Genomic DNA, 14,605 nt, shown 5'->3' with positions numbered 1-14,605 from the left:
ACACCTCCATTGAAACTGACACTACGTCAGATAGGAAGCCTCAGCGCCCCCGGAACTCCGCCTCCCGGCGCTCCACGAACGCCCGCAGGCCCTCCCGGGCGTCCTCGGTCGTCATGTTGATCTCCTGTGCGGCAGCCTCGGCCGCGAAGGCGGCGGCCCGGTCGCCGTCGAGGGAGGCGTTCACCAGCTGCTTGGTCAGGGCCAGGGAACGGGTGGGGGCGGCGGCCAGGCGGGCCGCCCACGCGCGGGCGGTCTTCTCCAGCTCGGCGTCGGGTACGACCCGGTTGACCAGCCCCAGCCGTTCCGCCTCCGGCGCCGGGAGCGCGTCCCCGAAGAACATCAGCTCCTTGGCCCGGTGCGGGCCGATCAGCCGGGGGAGCAGGTACGCCCCGCCGGCGTCCGGTACCAGGCCGCGCCGCACGAACACCTCGATGAAGCGGGCCGACTCGGCCGCCAGCACCAGGTCGCAGGCGAACGCGAGGTGCGCGCCGAGCCCGGCCGCCGTGCCGTTCACGGCGGCGATCACCGGCTTCTCGCAGTCGAGTACGGCGGAGATGAGCCGCTGGGCGCCGAGGCGGAGCGTGCGGGACACGTCGCCCGGGATGCGCTCCCCGCCGCCCCCACCACCCGCGCCGCCCCCACCACCCGCGCTCTCCAAGCCACCCGCGCTGCCTCCACCACCCGCGCCGCCCCCACCACCCGCGCTCTCCAAGCCACCCGCGCCGCCCCCACCAACCGCGCCACCCCCACCGCCCGCGCCACCCGCGCCGCCCCCACCCCCGCGCAGGTCCGCGCCCGCGCAGAAGCCGCGCCCCGTGCCGGTGAGGACGACGGCCCGGACGTCCGGGTCCGCCGACGCCTCCTCCAGCAGGGCGATCAGGCGGTCCCGGTCCCCGGGCGTGAGGGCGTTCAGGGCCTCGGGACGGTCGAGGGTGACGTACGCGACCTGACCGTGGGCCTCATGGCGTACCGCGTCCCCGCTCACCGGCACACCACCAGCGCGTCCAGTGCCACCGCGCCCTGCCCGCGGGGCAGCACCATCAGCGGGTTGATGTCCAACTCGGCGACCTGGCCGCCCAGTTCGAGTGCCATGCGCTGGACGCGCAGGACGACCTCCACGAGGGCGTCGAGGTCGGCCGGCGGCCGCCCCCGGACCCCGTCCAGCAGGGCCCGCCCGCGCAGTTCGGCGAGCATGTCCCGGGCCTGCTCCTCGCCGAACGGCGGAACGCGCACGGCGGCGTCGTGCAGCACCTCCACCAGCACCCCGCCAAGACCGACGGTGACGGTCGGCCCGAACAGCTTGTCGTGGGTCACCCCCACGACCATCTCCACGCCCTGCTCGACCATCTGGCACACCAGCACACCGTCCAGCGAGACGCCCTCGTAGCGGGCGATGTCGGTCAGCTCGCGGTAGGCGTCCCGGACCTGGCTGGCCGAGGTGAGGCCGATCTTCACCAGGCCCAGCTCGGTCTTGTGGGCGATCTGCGCGCCGGACGCCTTCATCACCACCGGATAGCCGACCTGCGCGGCCGCCCGTACGGCCGCGGCCGCGCTGGTGACCAGCTGCTCGCGCGGCACCCGGATGCCGTAGGCGCGCAGCAGCTGCTTGGCCCCGTGTTCGCTGAGCTGCTGGCCGGGGCGCATCAGGGCCTCGGCCTTGCGGAAGGAGGGGGAGGGGGTGCGCGGGGCCTCGTCGAAGGGGGAGCGGTAGTCGCTCACGAAGCGGTGGTGGTCGAGCCAGGCACGGACGGCGGTGAGGCAGTTGCCGACCGTGCGGAAGGTGGCCACGCGGGTGGAGCCGAGCAGGACCTCCCGGTAGGCCGGCTCGGTGCCGACCGGCGATCCCCACACCACGCACACCAGCTTGTCCGTCTCCTCGGCCGCCTCGGCCAGGTCGCGTACGAGCCGGTCGCTGAGCGGTGGGAAGGGGCCGGTGACCGGGCAGATCAGCACCCCGACCGCCGGGTCGGCGAGGATCGCGTCGATGATCTTCCGGCCGCGCCAGTCGCCGACCGGGTGGCCGCCGTTGTCCACCGGGTTGGCCACGCTCAGGTACTCGGGGATCCACTGGTGCAGCTCGGCCTGCTTGTCCGGCGACAGTCCGGGCAGCCGGAGTCCTGCCCCGGCGGCGAGGTCGGCGACATGGGCGCCCGTGCCGCCCGAGATGGAGTAGACGACGACGCCCTCGGCCCGCGGGGCCCGTGCCCGTGCCAGCAGGGCCGCCGTGTCCTGGAGTTCGTCGAGGCCGTCGACGCGGACGACGCCGTACTGCCGCATGGCCGCGTCCACCACGTCGTCGGCGCCGGTGAGCTTGCCGGTGTGGGTGGCGGCGGTACGGGCGCCCTCCTCGGTGCGGCCCACCTTCACCGCGACCACCGGCACCCTGCGGCGGGCGGCGCGGTCGGCGGCCAGCAGGAAGGCGCGGCCGTCCTTCAGCCCCTCGACGTAGGCGGCGATGGCGCCGACCTCGGGCTGCTCGGCGAAGTAGGAGATGAAGTCGGCCGTCTCCAGGTCGGCCTCGTTGCCGGTCGGCGCCCAGTGGGAGAGCCGGATGCCCAGTTCCTGGAGCGAGAAGACCGGGCGGCCCTGGTGTCCGGACTGGGTGATCAGCGCGATCGCGGGGCCGTCCAGGTCGTCCCGGAACCGTTCGAAGGCGTTCAGGTTGGTGTTCGGCCCGAGCAGCCGCAGCCCCGACCGCCGTACGGCCTGGGCCAGTCGCTCCTGTGCCTCGGCCCCCTCCGTGCCCGTCTCCGCGAACCCGGAGGCGAAGGCCACGGCGAACTTCACCTTCGCCTCGGCCAGTTCCTCGATCACCGGCAGCGGGTCGGCCACCAGCAGCACGGCCAGGTCGACCTGTTCGGGCAGGTCGGCGACCGAGGCGGCGCAGGGGATGCCGAACACGGACGACCGGGCCGGATGCACGGGATGCACCCGCGCCCCCACCCGCTCGGCCCAGGCCAGCAGTTGCCGGGTGATCCCGGTGTTCGGCCGTCCCTCGGCGTCCGAGGCGCCGATCACGGCGAGGGACTCGGGCCGGAAGAACCGTGCCAGATCCGGTACGTCCGCATACAGCGGCCGCCCGCTGACGTCGAGGTCGGCCCCGCCGTCCCCGCCGTCCATGGAGTCGGCCCGGCCGTGGACGGCGGGGCCGGGCCGCTGCTCGCCGCAGGCGATGACCCGGGCCCGGCGGGAGTCGGTGGTGAGGGTGCCGTGGGTTGATCCAAGCATCGTTCCGCCCGCTCCTGTGTGACAGCGCCGGTACGGCGCTGTGGGACTCACTGTGGGGACAGCATTCAACTGACGCAGTGTCAGATTACTGAACTGACACAGCGTCAGGAACGGGTCGGAACGGCAAAGTTACGGCGCCCTGGCCGCCGTTCGGCTACGTGAACCGCTTGGCGGCCGCCTTGGCGATCTTTTCCGCGTCGATCGCCAGCTCCCGGAACATCCCGCTGATGGGATTGGTGAACCCGGTGAAGTACAGGCCGGGCGCGTTCTGCGGGGTACGGGATCCGTGCGTCACGGGTCTCCCGCGTCCGTCGAGCACGTCGAGATGCCCGACCAGCCCTTCCAGTGACCGCGTGTAGCCCGTCGCCGCGATCACGGCGTCCGGCGAGAGACGGCTCCCGTCGGCGAGGATCACCTTCCCGTCCTCGAATCCCTCGACGGCGGCCACGATCTCCACCTTCCCCTTCCGTACGGCGTCGATCAGGCCGACGTCCTGGACGGGGATGGCGCCCTCCCGCACCCTGCTGTACAGCCCGGTGTCCGGGCGCGGCAGGCCGTGCGCGGAAAGGTCCGGCGTGCTCAGCTTCGCCACGGGCCGCGCGAGCCGGTCGACGAGCCGCACCGGCAGCCGCCGTACCAGCACGCCCGTGTACTGGGCGGCCCAGCCGAAGGACGAGCGGCGCACGATGTGCGGGGCGGTCCGCACGGCCAGCCGCACCCGCGCGGCCCCGCCCTCCACCAGGTCGACGGCGATCTCGGCGCCGGTGTTGCCGACGCCGACGACGAGCACGTCCCGGCCCGCGTACGGCTCGGCGTTGCGGTACGTGCCGGCGTGCAGGAACTCTCCGCCGTAGCCGTCCAGGCCCGGCCACCCGGGCACCCTCGGGGTGTGGTTGTGGCCGGTGGCGACGACCACCGCGCTGCCGGTCAGCTCCCGCCCGCCGGAGGCGTGCAGCAGCCAGCCCTCGCCGTCCGCGGACCGCTCGATGCGGAAGACCTCCACGCCGGTGACGATCTCCAGCTCGTGGTGCTCGGCGTACTTCTCCAGGTAGCGCACCACGTCGTCCCGGGACACCCAGCGCCCGAACCTCCGCGGTATCGCCAGCCCCGGCAGGGCGGACAGCCGGCGGGTGGTGTGCAGGCGGAGCCGGTCGTAGTGGCGCCGCCAGGAGGCGCCCACCCGGTCGGCCTTCTCCAGCACCACGGCCCGTATGCCCCGCGCGCGCAGCGCGTACGCGACGGCGAGCCCGCCGGGTCCGGCGCCGATGACGTAGACGGGCCGGTCGGCGGGGGTCGACGAGAGGTGTACGGGAGCGGGACGGGAGGCGGCCATGAGCGGGAGCGTAATCACCCACCCGGTTGATGGGTCTCGGTCAAGACCGGAATTGGTTGCGGATTGATCACGCCTGTGGGAGGTGTGCGTAGATCAGGTGTCGTAGCCGCCTCGGATCGTCGGAAGTGATGCGCGAACAGCGCGGTCCTCGCCGGCGTCGGCGGGGCATCGGCCCTTCCTGTGCCTACGGGATCCGCGGGAGAGCCGCAGCCCCGCGCCGGACGCACGGTCGATCGACGGCGGACCCCTCGGCTTTCCGATTGATCTGACGTACCGTCAGATGTCATGGACGCGATCTGGCTGGACGGCGCGGAGTGGCTCGCGGTGCTGCGCATAGGCCTCGGCCTGTGGTGGCTGGAGAGCTGGCGGCACAAGGACAAGAAGGCCTGGTTCCAGCGCGGGGCGGGCATCGCCTGGGCGGCGGACGTGGCGGCGAAACACCGCTGGGCCCCGGTGCGGGCGGGCTTCGAGACGGTGGTGAAACCGCGGCCGAAGCTGATGGCGTACATCGTGGCGTACGCCGAACTCGCCCTGGGGCTCGGTCTGATCCTGGGGTTCCTGACCCCGGTGGCCCTGCTGGGCGGCCTGGTCCTGAACGTCCTCTACTTCGTCCTCATGATCCACGACTGGGCGGAGCAGGGGCAGAACTCGATGATGGCGATGATCTCGCTGGTCGGCTTCTTCGGCATGGCGTGGCAGACGTGGTCGCTGGACGCGGCACTGGGGTGGTTCTGATGCCGGTACCGGGCGGGCCGGTCGCAGGTGGCCCGGCGGCTGCGACACAGGCCTCGGGGTGGTTGCGATGAGCACCGCACGCTTCGACGTCCCCGAGCCCGACGCCTTCACCCGCCCCTACTGGGAGGCGGCTGCCGAGGGCCGGCTCCTGGTCCGCCGTTGCGGGCCCTGCGGCCGGGCCCACCACTACCCCCGCGAGTTCTGCCCGCACTGCTGGAGCGAGGAGGTGACCTGGGAGGAGGCGAGCGGTCGCGCGACCCTCTACACCTGGTCCACGGTCCACCGCAACGACCTCCCGCCCTTCGGCGACCGCACCCCGTACGTGGCCGCGGTGGTGGACCTGGCCGAGGGACCGCGGATGATGACGGAGCTGGTGGAGTGCGATGCGGACGACCTGGCGGCCGGGATGGCGCTGCGGGTGACGTTCCGGGAGGGAAAACCGGTGTTCAGGCCCGGAGGCTGACCGGAATCATGCAGGCATGCATCCGGATGCCTGGCACCTGACCCACGACCTCGACGAGTTCCTCGCCCGTGCCGGTGACTTCCTCGGCTCCCGGCCGGCCCTGCACACGGTGCCGCTGACGGTGACGGACGCGCTGCGCACCCGGGGGCTGGACCTGTTCGGCGGGCAGGCGCCGCTCTTCGGGGCGCTCGAGGACGAGAGCGGTGCGGTCCTGGCGACGCTCCTGCACACCCCGCCCTTCCCGGTCCACCTCACCCCGCTGGGCACGCGGGAGGCCGAAGCACTGGCGGCCCGGCTGGCGGACCTCGGCCACCCGGTCGCCGGAGTCTCGGGCGAACGGGACGCGGCGGCCGCCTTCGCGGCCGCCTGGCAGCGGCGCACCGGCACGACGGGCCGGATCCACAAGGACCAACGGCTGTACCGGCTGGCGGAGTTGAGTATCCCGCAGCCGGTGCCCGAGGGCCGGGCGCGGGTCGCCGGGCCGGCCGACCGGGATCTGCTGGTGCGCTGGAAGGCTTCGTTCATGGCCGATGTCGGGGAGCCCGTGAACCAGGACCCGGGCGGCTGGGCCGACGCCCGCATCGGACACGGCGGCGTCACCCTCTGGGAGACCCCGGACGGCACCCCCGTCTCCATGGCGGGGGTGACCCCGGAGGCGGCCGGCCAGGTGCGGGTGGCTCCGGTGTACACCCCGGCGGACCGGCGCGGCCACGGCTACGCGGGCGCGGTGACCGCCGAGGTGAGCCGCGCCGCCCTCGAGTCCGGGACGGCCGAGGTCCTCCTCTTCACCGACCTCGCGAATCCCACGAGCAACGGGCTCTACCAGCGGATCGGGTACCGGGGCGTGGCGGACTTCACGGTGTGGAAGTTCGGGGACTGACGGCGGGGGAGGCCCCGGCCGAGGGCGGGGTTCGGGGCTGACGGTCGCGAGTCCGGGGCTGACGGTGGGGGCGGGGGCTGACGGTCGGGAGTCCGGGGACCGACGACGGGGGCCCGGCACCCAGGCGGCCGGCGTCACGGCCAGAGCAGACCCCGGCTCCAGCCGAATCCGGTGCGCCGGTACTCCAGCCGTACGTGCCGTCGCTCGGCGTCCCCCTGGAAGAACTCGACCACCTCCGGTCGCAACCGGTACAGCGTCCAGGTGGGCGAGGGCTCGGCCGGATTCGCTCGTGCCCTCTCCCACGCCGCGTCCGAGGCCTGCCTCAGCTCCTCCACCGACGACAGCTGCTCGCTCTGCCGTCCGGTGAGCGCCGCCGCCAGCGCCCCCGTGGAACGGGCGTGCAGGTCCGCCTGGCTCTCCTCGCAGGGCGCCGACGTCACCGGCCCCCGCACCCGCACCTGGCGCCCCAGCACCGGCCAGTAGAAGGCCAGGGCCGCATAGGGGTGGGCGTCCAGCGCCCGGCCCTTGCGGCTCGTGGCGTGCGTGGCGAACGACCAGCCCTCCGGGTCGGCACCGTGCAGCATCACGATCCGCACGTCCGGCCGGCCGTCCTCGTCCGTCGTCGCGAGCGACATCGTGTGCGGCTCCGGCTGCCCCGCCTCCACCGCCTCCGCGAACCAGCTCGTGAACAGGAGCAGGGGCGTCGGCGGCGCGGTGTCCGGATCGAAGGGGCGCAGCTGCGTCACCTCGGGCGACCAGACCCGCAGCGAACGCAGCATCTCGTGGAGATCCTTTTGTGCCATGGGCCGAGTATCGCCTCGCCGCCCGGAACCGCGGCCATCCCCACGGTCCGCGGCGGCGAGGCCGGTCCGTCACCCGTCCGGGCGCACGCGGCGAGGCACGCGAGTGCCTCCGGGTGCAGGGCCACCGCGCCGTGCGCACGCTGGGACGGTGGGCGCCGGGACCGACGGAGAGGGGCGATGATCGTAACGGTGGTGTCGATGCCGGAGGGGACCGTCACGCGTACGGGCGTGGCCCAGGCCCGTGAACGGCTCGCCACCGCCGGCTTCCTGCTCGTCGACGTCGAGCTGTCCGAGGAGCCGCCGGTCGAGGCGCCGCCGGTCTCGCACCAGCTCGGCCTGGAGGCGGAGGAGCTGACCTGGCTCGGCAGGGAGGGCGAACCCGCGCGGGCCGAGTTCCTCGGGGACCAGGCCACTTTCGTCATACCCGTGGTCAAGGGGGGCGAGGTCGCTCATGTCCATGCCCTGGTGACCGAGCGGTATCTCCTCACGGTGCACCGAGGACAGGCCGGCCTGCGGGAGAGCATCACCGCGCAGCTGCGGAGCGAGCGGCCTTCCGACACCGTGGCCGTGCTCTTCCTGCTGCTCCAGGAGGCCCTGGCGACCTACCGCCGGTCCGCCGTGCAGGACCTGCTGCTGGTGGAGGAACTGGAGGACGAGATGTTCGAGGGACGACGCCCCGACCAGGTCTACCGGCTGTCACAGCTGCGACGGCACTCCGCCCTGCTGCACCACTCCCTCCTGCCCTACCTCCAGGTGGTCGACGAGATGTTCACCCGAAGGATGATGATGAACAGCAGCCTCCCGGAGGAGCGCCAGCGGCTCGCCCACGAGTTCCAGCACACGGCGAGGCTGGTGCACACGGACATCGAGTCCCTCCAGGACGCCTCCCGGCGCGCCTTCGCCAGCTACTCCACCCTCGTCTCCGGGGAGCAGAACGCGGTGATCAACCGGCTGGCCATCGTGTCGGTGATCTTCCTGCCGCTGTCGTTCCTGACCGGGTTCTTCGGCATGAACTTCACCTACCTGACCGACGAGTTGGAGAGCAAGGCCGTCTTCTGGCTGCTCGCCATCGGGCTGCAGGTCGTCGTCGTGTGCGTCGCGCTCTACGTGCTGCACCGCACCCGCATCTGGCGCAGACTGCGCGACGAGGAGGGCACGGACGATCGCTGAGCCGACCCCGTCACCGGCCCAGCACCACCGTCCCCGAGGAGCAGAACCAGCCCCCCGTGCCGGAGGCGACACCGAGGTACGGCAACTCCCCGCCCGGCCGTCGCACTTGCCGCTCACCGGCCTCTCCGCGCAGCTGCCGTACCGCCTCCACCAGCAGGAACAGCCCGCGCATCCCGGGGTGCTGGGCCGAGAGCCCGCCCCCGTCCGTGTTCAACGGCAGCTCACCGCCGTGGACCAGCAGACGGCCCTTCTCCACGAACGCCCCGCCCTCGCCCTTTCGGCAGAAGCCCAGGTCCTCCAGGGTCACCAGGGTCATGTAGGTGAAGGCGTCGTAGATCTCCGCGAAGTCGATCTCGGACGGGCGTATCCCGGCCCGCTCGAAGGCGAGCCGGCCGCTCACCGCGGCCGGGGAGACCGTGAAGTCCGGCCACTCGGACATCGTGGCGTGGGAGAGGTGCTCGCCGGTGCCGAGGATCCACACGGGGGGCTTGCGGCAGTCCCGTACGTACTCCTCGGCCGCCAGCAGCACCGCGGCCCCGCCGTCCGAGCGGATGCAGCAGTGCAGCTTGGTGAAGGGGTCGGCGATCACCGGGCCGGACAGGACGTCGTCGACCGTGATCGGTTCGCGGAACATCGCCTCCGGGTTCAGGGCCGCGTTGGCCCTCGCCTGCACGGCCACCTCGGCCAGCTGCTCGATCGTCGTACCGTGTTCGATCATGTGGCGGCGGGCGGCCATCGCGTACTTGGCGATCAGGGTGTGGCCGTAGGGGACCTCGAACTGGAGGGGGCCGCGTGCGCCGAAGGAGAGGTTTCCCGTCCTGCGGCCCGCCCTGATGTCGGCCCGCGCCGTCGAGCCGTAGACCAGCAGGACGGCGTCCGCGTGGCCCGCCGCTATGGCGTCCGCCGCGTGCGCCGCCATGACCTCCCAGGTCGAGCCGCCGACGGAGGTGGAGTCCACCCAGGTGGGGCGCAGGCCCAGGTACTCGGCCACCTCCACGGGGGCCAGCGTGCCGAGGCCCGCCGAGGCGAAGCCGTCCACCACGGCGCGGTCCAGACCCGCGTCCGCGAGGGCGCGGCGGGCCGCCTGGGCGTGCAGGGCGTAGGGGGTCGCCTCGTCCACGCGGCCGCAGTCGGAGAGGGCCACCCCGGCCACGGCGACTTTCCGGTTCCCGGGCTTCATGAATCTGACGGTACATCAGATATGGCGCCGCGCGGCAGTGTCGTGCCCCTGTGCTTCCCTCTCCGCCCGGCCTAACATGACGGATCGTCAGATCAGGTTCGGAGGGATCGGATCAGCCATGGACACGCGCCTCACCGCCGAGCAGGACGAGATCCGCCGCACCCTGCGCGAGCTGCTGCACAAACGCTGTGGCGCCGAGGGACTGCGGGCCGCCGTGGACAGCCCGGCCGGGTACGACCCCGCCCTGTGGTCCGCCCTCGCCGGCCGGCTCGGCCTGCCGGGGCTGGCGGTCCCCGAGGCCTACGGCGGGGTCGGCTGCTCGGTCACCGAACTCGCCCTCGCCTGCGAGGAGGCGGGACGCACCCTCGCCCCCTCCCCGCTGCTGGCCACCACCGTCCTCGCCGCCCCGCTGATCCTCGCCCTCGGCACCGAGGCGCAGCGCGCCGAGCTGCTGCCCCGCCTCGCCGCCGGCACCCGCACCGCCACCCTCGCCGTCCCCGGCCCCGCCCTCACCACCGCCCTCGCCCTGACCGGCGGCAACGGCGGTGAGTGGGCCGGCGGGGGCCGGGCGGGGGGCGTGCAGGCCCGGCACGGCGCCGACGGGTGGCGGCTGTACGGCCAGGTCGACCAGGTGCTGGACGGCCACAGCGCCGGGCTGCTCGTGGTCGCCGCACACACCGGCGGGTTCGCGCGGTCCAGGACGCTGCTCTTCCTGGTCGCGGGGGACGCCGAGGGGGTCGTACGGGCCCGGCAGACCGCGCTCGACGCGACCCGCCCGCAGGGGCGCGTCCAACTGCGGGACGTGCCCGCCGAGTTGCTGGGCGCCGCCGACGCGGACGTGCTTCCCGTGCTCGCCGCACTCGGGGACACCGCCGCCGCCGTGCTCGCCGCCGAGGCCGTGGGGGCCGCCGACCGGGCGCTGGAGCGGACCGTCGAGTACGTCGGACAGCGGGAACAGTTCGGGCGGGCCATCGGCTCGTTCCAGGCGGTGAAGCACCGGCTCGCGGACGTGTATGTGGCGGTGCAGGCCGCTCGCTCGGCCGCCTACTACGCCGCCTGGGCGACCGCGAACGGGGAGGGGGTGGGCCGGCTCGCGCTCGCGCAGGCACTGGAGGCGCTGCGGTGTGCGGCCGGGGAGGCGATCCAGCTGCACGGCGGGATCGGGTTCACCTGGGAGCACGAGGCCCACCTGTACTTCAAGCGGGCGGCCGGCGACGAGCTGCTGTTCGGGCCGGTGCACCGGCTGCGGGACCGGGCCGCCGAGGCCGCCGGGCTGTTCGCGCGCGGGGAGGTGGCGGTCTGATGGCCGGACCCGGCGTGCGGTTCGTGCAGAAGGTGTCCGCGACCCGGGCCTTCGCGAAGGTCGCCCCGCACGTGGTCCCGGCCCTGGACCGGGCCGTGCACCGGCTGACCCGGGGAAAGGTGCTGCTCAGCGCGCAGCTGCTGCCGGGCGTGATCCTCACCTCGACGGGGGCGAGGAGCGGGCTGGCGCGGCGGACCCCGCTGGCCTGCATGCCGGAGGCGGACGGGCACGGCTGGCTCCTGGTCGGCTCCAACTTCGGCCGCACCGACCATCCCGCCTGGACCCACAACCTGCTCGCCCGTCCGGACGCCTCGATCAGCTGGAAGGGCCGGGACATCCCCGTCACGGCCCGGCTCCTGGAGGGGGAGGAGCGCACCGCCGCGTGGAAGGCCCTCCTGGCGTTCTGGCCGCCGTATGCCACGTACCAGGGGCGGGTGACGCGGGAGATCCGCCTCTTCCGGCTCACGCCGCGGTAGCCCGCGCGCGGGGACGGGGACCGGGGGTTCACCGGCCATGAGGGGGTGCAGCCCTGCTCCCGTCCGCGAGGGCCTGCGGGTCCCGGCCGACGGCACTGCAGCTCCGCAGGGGCGCGGGGCTGTACCGATATGCGGCTCCACCGCGCGGGCGCGCCCAGCCACAGAGGTGCCGCGGACGACTTACGGGCCCAGGCGCCCTCGGTCCCCGGCGGAGCTAAAGCGTCGCCAGCCGCTCCACCAGCAGAAACGCGCCGATTCCGAGCATGGCTGCGCCCGAGGTGCGGGTGACCGCGCGGGCCGCTGCCGGGCGGGCCGCCAGCAGGGCGCGGGCGAGTGCGCCCACGGTCAGGTAGACGGCCGCGCAGCACGCCATGTGGAGCAGGCCCATCGCCGCCGTCTGCGCGGGTACGGGCAGATGGGCGCCCGTGAGGGTGAGGAACTGGGGAAGGACGGACAGGTAGAGCAGCAGGCCCTTGGGGTTCAGGCCGCTGATCGTGGCACCCCGCAGGAAGAGCCGGCGGTCGGCGCCGGGATCCTCGTCGGCGGCCCCCGGGACGGCCGGGCGGCGCAGCACGCTCCAGCCCAGCCACAGCAGGTAGCCGGCGCCCGCCACCGTCAGTGCGGTCAGCAGCCGGGGCGAGCCCGCGACCAGCACCGCAAGGCCCGCCGTCGCCAGCACCGTGTGCAGGGCGTACCCCGAGACCAGGCCCGTCACCGCGCGCGGCACCGAGCTGCCGCGCAGGGCGGTCGCGATGACGTACGCCCAGTCGGCGCCCGGCACGCACACCAGCAGCAGGTCGACGGCGAGGAAGGAGAAGAGCAGTCCCGAGTCCATGCTGGGGACATTAGGCGTGAATGGCCCGAAAGTGTTCCTGAAGTTTGCCCATGATCACATGTTCTGAGCAAATATCTTCTTCATGGACGACGTGGATCGGAAAATCCTTGCCGAGCTGCAGCAGGACGGGCGGCTGACCGTGACCGAGCTGGCCGCCCGGGTGCGCCTGAGCGTCTCGCCCTGCCACCGGCGGCTGCGTGAGCTGGAGCGGTCCGGCGCCATCGAGGGCTACCGCGCGGTGGTCGACCCGACCGCGCTCGGGCTGAACTTCGAGGCGCTGGTCTTCGTCTCCATGCGACAGGAGGACCGGGACACGGTCGCCGAGTTCGAGCGGGCGGTCAGCGAGCTGGAGCACGTGCTCGACGCCCAGCGGCTGTTCGGCGAGCCCGACTACCTGCTGCGGGTGGCCACGGCCGACCTCGCCGCCTTCCAGCGGCTGTACGACGAGCGCCTGGCGACCCTGCCGGGCGTGCAGCGCCTGACCTCGACGCTGGTGATGAAGCACGTGGTGCGGGACCGGCCGCTGCCCGCATAGCGGCACAGGCGGTGGCTCACCGCGTGTGAACCACCGCCTGCCAGACAGGACTTGGAACCGTGGAACCCCGGACCTCGGGACCCGGGAAACGGGACCCGGGAGTCGGGAACCCGGGGCGACCCGGGAGTCGGGAACCTGGAAAAAGGGGCCGCTACTTCGTCGGCTTCTTGCCGGTCACGCCCAGGTGCACCAACAGTGCCAGGTTCGGCTTGAGTTCGGCCTGCTTGACGCCCCAGCTCTGGAAGCCCTTCTGGTGCGCGGCCACCGCGGCGAGCATCGCGACCATCGAGCCGGCGATCGCGGCCGGGTTCACGTCCTTGTCGACCCTGCCCTTGGCCTGCAGCTCCGCGATGGAGTCGGCCAGGGAGTTGTTCACCGAGTTCAGGATCTTCATTCGGATCTTGTAGAACCGTTTGTCCCCCTCGGCGGCGCCGAGATCCACCACCCGCAGGATCGCGTCGTTCTTCCGCCAGAACTCCAGGAATCCGTCCACGAGTTCCTGTGCGGTCTGCCAACCCGCCTTGCCGGCCCAGGAGCGCCCTTCGAGCAGGGCGGTCAACCCGGCGCCCTCGGCGGCCATTTGCTCGGCGATCTCCAGCACGGCGCCCTCGACGTCCGGGAAGTACTGGTAGAAGGTCGCGGGCGAAGTGCCCGCCTTCCGGGCGACATCGATGACCTTGACGTCCCGGTACGGGGAGGAGCTGAGCATCTCGCTGAGGCAGTCGAGCAGCTTCTGCCGGGTCGCCTGCCCACGCCGGCCGGCCACGCGGCCGTCGACGGTACGCACTTGTCCTGTCATGCCGTCAGCTTACCGAGGGGTGATCGGAGCGCGATTCGGCCGACTGCAAATGGGGTGCATGGGTGGGCCGAGGGTGGTGTGGCTGGTCTGCGGGGTGCGCGCGGCGCGGTTACTTTGACGGCATGGCCGAAAACAGGGCATCGGTGTACGCAGAGGGCGTCCCCTGCTGGGTGGACGCCCAGCTCCCCGACGTCGAAGCGGGCAAGCGGTTCTACGGTGAGCTCTTCGGGTGGACCTTCTCCGAGCCCGGGGAGGCGTACGGCTCCTCCGTATGGGCCCGGCTGGACGACGAGCCCGTCGCCACGCTCGCCCGCAAGACGGACGGCAGGCTGCCCAGCGTCTGGACGGTGTACTTCGCGACGCCCGATGCCGTGGCCATGGCCCGGCGGATCACCGCGGCCGGCGGTCAGCTCGTCACGGCCCCGGTGCCCCTCGACGACCTAGGCGTCTACGCCCTGGCCGCCGACCCCGAGGGCGCGGTGTTCGGCCTGTGGCAGCCGGGCAGTCACGCCGGGTTCGGCCGGTGGCACGAGCCGGGCACGTTCGTCTGGGCCCAGCTGTACACCCGCAACACCGCCGCGGCCAACGCCTTCTACGGCGGCCTCTTCCACGAGGCCCTGTTCGGCGCCGACGCCGAACCCGACTTCGGCCGCGCGGACGTCTCCGAGGTCTTCCCGGCCGAGATGCCCCCGCACGTCCTCGCCCACTTCGGGGTCACGGACCTCGACGACTCCCTCGGGGCCGTGCAGCGGCTCGGCGGGCGGGTCCAGGTGCCGCCCTTCGAGGCGTCGTACGGGCGCGTGGCGGTCGTCACCGACAATCAGGGGGCGTCGTTCGCGGTACTCCAGCGGTGATGCGCGGGAGG

Annotated in this window: 15 protein-coding genes; 8 read left to right on the top strand and 7 right to left on the bottom strand. The window is 73.0% G+C overall.

Annotated features, from left to right (window positions below):
• Positions 1–40: 40 nt before the first annotated feature.
• From AB0H32_RS06530 to AB0H32_RS06520, 3 genes are all read right to left on the bottom strand, one after another.
• Complete coding sequence (locus AB0H32_RS06530; RefSeq protein ID WP_361115198.1) at positions 41–985, bottom strand: enoyl-CoA hydratase-related protein; 945 nt, start codon at positions 983–985, stop codon at positions 41–43.
• Positions 982–3,228: an acetate--CoA ligase family protein gene (locus AB0H32_RS06525; protein ID WP_361115195.1), complete on the bottom strand. Its 2,247-nt coding sequence runs from the start codon at positions 3,226–3,228 to the stop codon at positions 982–984. Before AB0H32_RS06525 ends, AB0H32_RS06530 begins: the two co-directional genes overlap by 4 nt.
• Before the next feature lie 154 nt (positions 3,229–3,382).
• Positions 3,383–4,561, bottom strand: coding sequence for an NAD(P)/FAD-dependent oxidoreductase (locus tag AB0H32_RS06520; RefSeq protein WP_361115192.1), 1,179 nt, complete (start codon positions 4,559–4,561; stop codon positions 3,383–3,385).
• Positions 4,562–4,846: 285 nt separating this feature from the next.
• On the opposite strand from AB0H32_RS06520, the gene AB0H32_RS06515 reads away from it, so the two are divergent.
• From AB0H32_RS06515 to AB0H32_RS06505, 3 genes are all read left to right on the top strand, one after another.
• Entirely contained in the window at positions 4,847–5,296 is a 450-nt protein-coding gene (locus AB0H32_RS06515) for a DoxX family membrane protein (protein WP_361115189.1), read from the top strand.
• Between the two features lie 67 nt (positions 5,297–5,363).
• Positions 5,364–5,759 carry a Zn-ribbon domain-containing OB-fold protein gene (locus tag AB0H32_RS06510; RefSeq protein ID WP_361115186.1) on the top strand — a complete coding sequence of 132 codons (396 nt, stop codon included), beginning with the start codon at positions 5,364–5,366 and terminating at the stop codon, positions 5,757–5,759.
• Between the two features lie 16 nt (positions 5,760–5,775).
• Positions 5,776–6,639 (top strand): GNAT family N-acetyltransferase, encoded by an 864-nt coding sequence (locus AB0H32_RS06505; RefSeq protein WP_361115183.1) that lies wholly within the window; start codon positions 5,776–5,778, stop codon positions 6,637–6,639.
• A 134-nt stretch (positions 6,640–6,773) separates the two neighbouring features.
• On the opposite strand, the gene AB0H32_RS06500 is transcribed toward AB0H32_RS06505, so the two are convergent.
• Positions 6,774–7,442 (bottom strand): pyridoxal 5'-phosphate synthase, encoded by a 669-nt coding sequence (locus AB0H32_RS06500; RefSeq protein WP_361115180.1) that lies wholly within the window; start codon positions 7,440–7,442, stop codon positions 6,774–6,776.
• Between the two features lie 177 nt (positions 7,443–7,619).
• Here AB0H32_RS06500 and AB0H32_RS06495 point away from each other — a divergent pair, with 177 nt between their 5' ends.
• A complete protein-coding gene (locus AB0H32_RS06495) occupies positions 7,620–8,612 on the top strand; it encodes a CorA family divalent cation transporter (RefSeq protein WP_361115177.1) in 993 nt (330 codons plus the stop codon).
• A gap of 10 nt (positions 8,613–8,622) precedes the next feature.
• Here AB0H32_RS06495 and AB0H32_RS06490 read toward each other — a convergent pair whose 3' ends face one another.
• Positions 8,623–9,792: an acetyl-CoA acetyltransferase gene (locus AB0H32_RS06490; protein ID WP_361115175.1), complete on the bottom strand. Its 1,170-nt coding sequence runs from the start codon at positions 9,790–9,792 to the stop codon at positions 8,623–8,625.
• 118 nt (positions 9,793–9,910) lie between these two features.
• Here AB0H32_RS06490 and AB0H32_RS06485 point away from each other — a divergent pair, with 118 nt between their 5' ends.
• Complete coding sequence (locus AB0H32_RS06485; RefSeq protein WP_361115172.1) at positions 9,911–11,095, top strand: acyl-CoA dehydrogenase family protein; 1,185 nt, start codon at positions 9,911–9,913, stop codon at positions 11,093–11,095.
• Complete coding sequence (locus AB0H32_RS06480) at positions 11,095–11,571, top strand: nitroreductase family deazaflavin-dependent oxidoreductase (protein ID WP_361115169.1); 477 nt, start codon at positions 11,095–11,097, stop codon at positions 11,569–11,571. Before AB0H32_RS06485 ends, AB0H32_RS06480 begins: the two co-directional genes overlap by 1 nt.
• 214 nt (positions 11,572–11,785) lie before the next feature.
• Here the strand turns inward: AB0H32_RS06480 and AB0H32_RS06475 are convergent, their stop codons facing one another.
• Positions 11,786–12,406, bottom strand: coding sequence for a LysE family translocator (locus AB0H32_RS06475; protein ID WP_361115166.1), 621 nt, complete (start codon positions 12,404–12,406; stop codon positions 11,786–11,788).
• 82 nt (positions 12,407–12,488) lie between these two features.
• On the opposite strand from AB0H32_RS06475, the gene AB0H32_RS06470 reads away from it, so the two are divergent.
• Positions 12,489–12,941 (top strand): Lrp/AsnC family transcriptional regulator, encoded by a 453-nt coding sequence (locus AB0H32_RS06470; protein WP_361115163.1) that lies wholly within the window; start codon positions 12,489–12,491, stop codon positions 12,939–12,941.
• Between the two features lie 151 nt (positions 12,942–13,092).
• Here the strand turns inward: AB0H32_RS06470 and AB0H32_RS06465 are convergent, their stop codons facing one another.
• The gene (locus tag AB0H32_RS06465) at positions 13,093–13,740 is read right to left on the bottom strand and encodes a TetR family transcriptional regulator (protein ID WP_361115160.1); all 648 of its coding nucleotides are present in this window, start codon (positions 13,738–13,740) and stop codon (positions 13,093–13,095) included.
• Between the two features lie 122 nt (positions 13,741–13,862).
• On the opposite strand from AB0H32_RS06465, the gene AB0H32_RS06460 reads away from it, so the two are divergent.
• Complete coding sequence (locus tag AB0H32_RS06460; protein ID WP_361115157.1) at positions 13,863–14,594, top strand: VOC family protein; 732 nt, start codon at positions 13,863–13,865, stop codon at positions 14,592–14,594.
• The last annotated feature ends 11 nt before the right edge of the window (positions 14,595–14,605 follow it).

Origin of the sequence: Streptomyces sp. NPDC020362 (assembly GCF_040642095.1) — a bacterium.
GTDB lineage: Bacteria > Actinomycetota > Actinomycetes > Streptomycetales > Streptomycetaceae > Streptomyces.
Note: the sequence above shows the minus strand (reverse complement) of the source record. Positions and strands in the feature narration are given on the sequence as shown.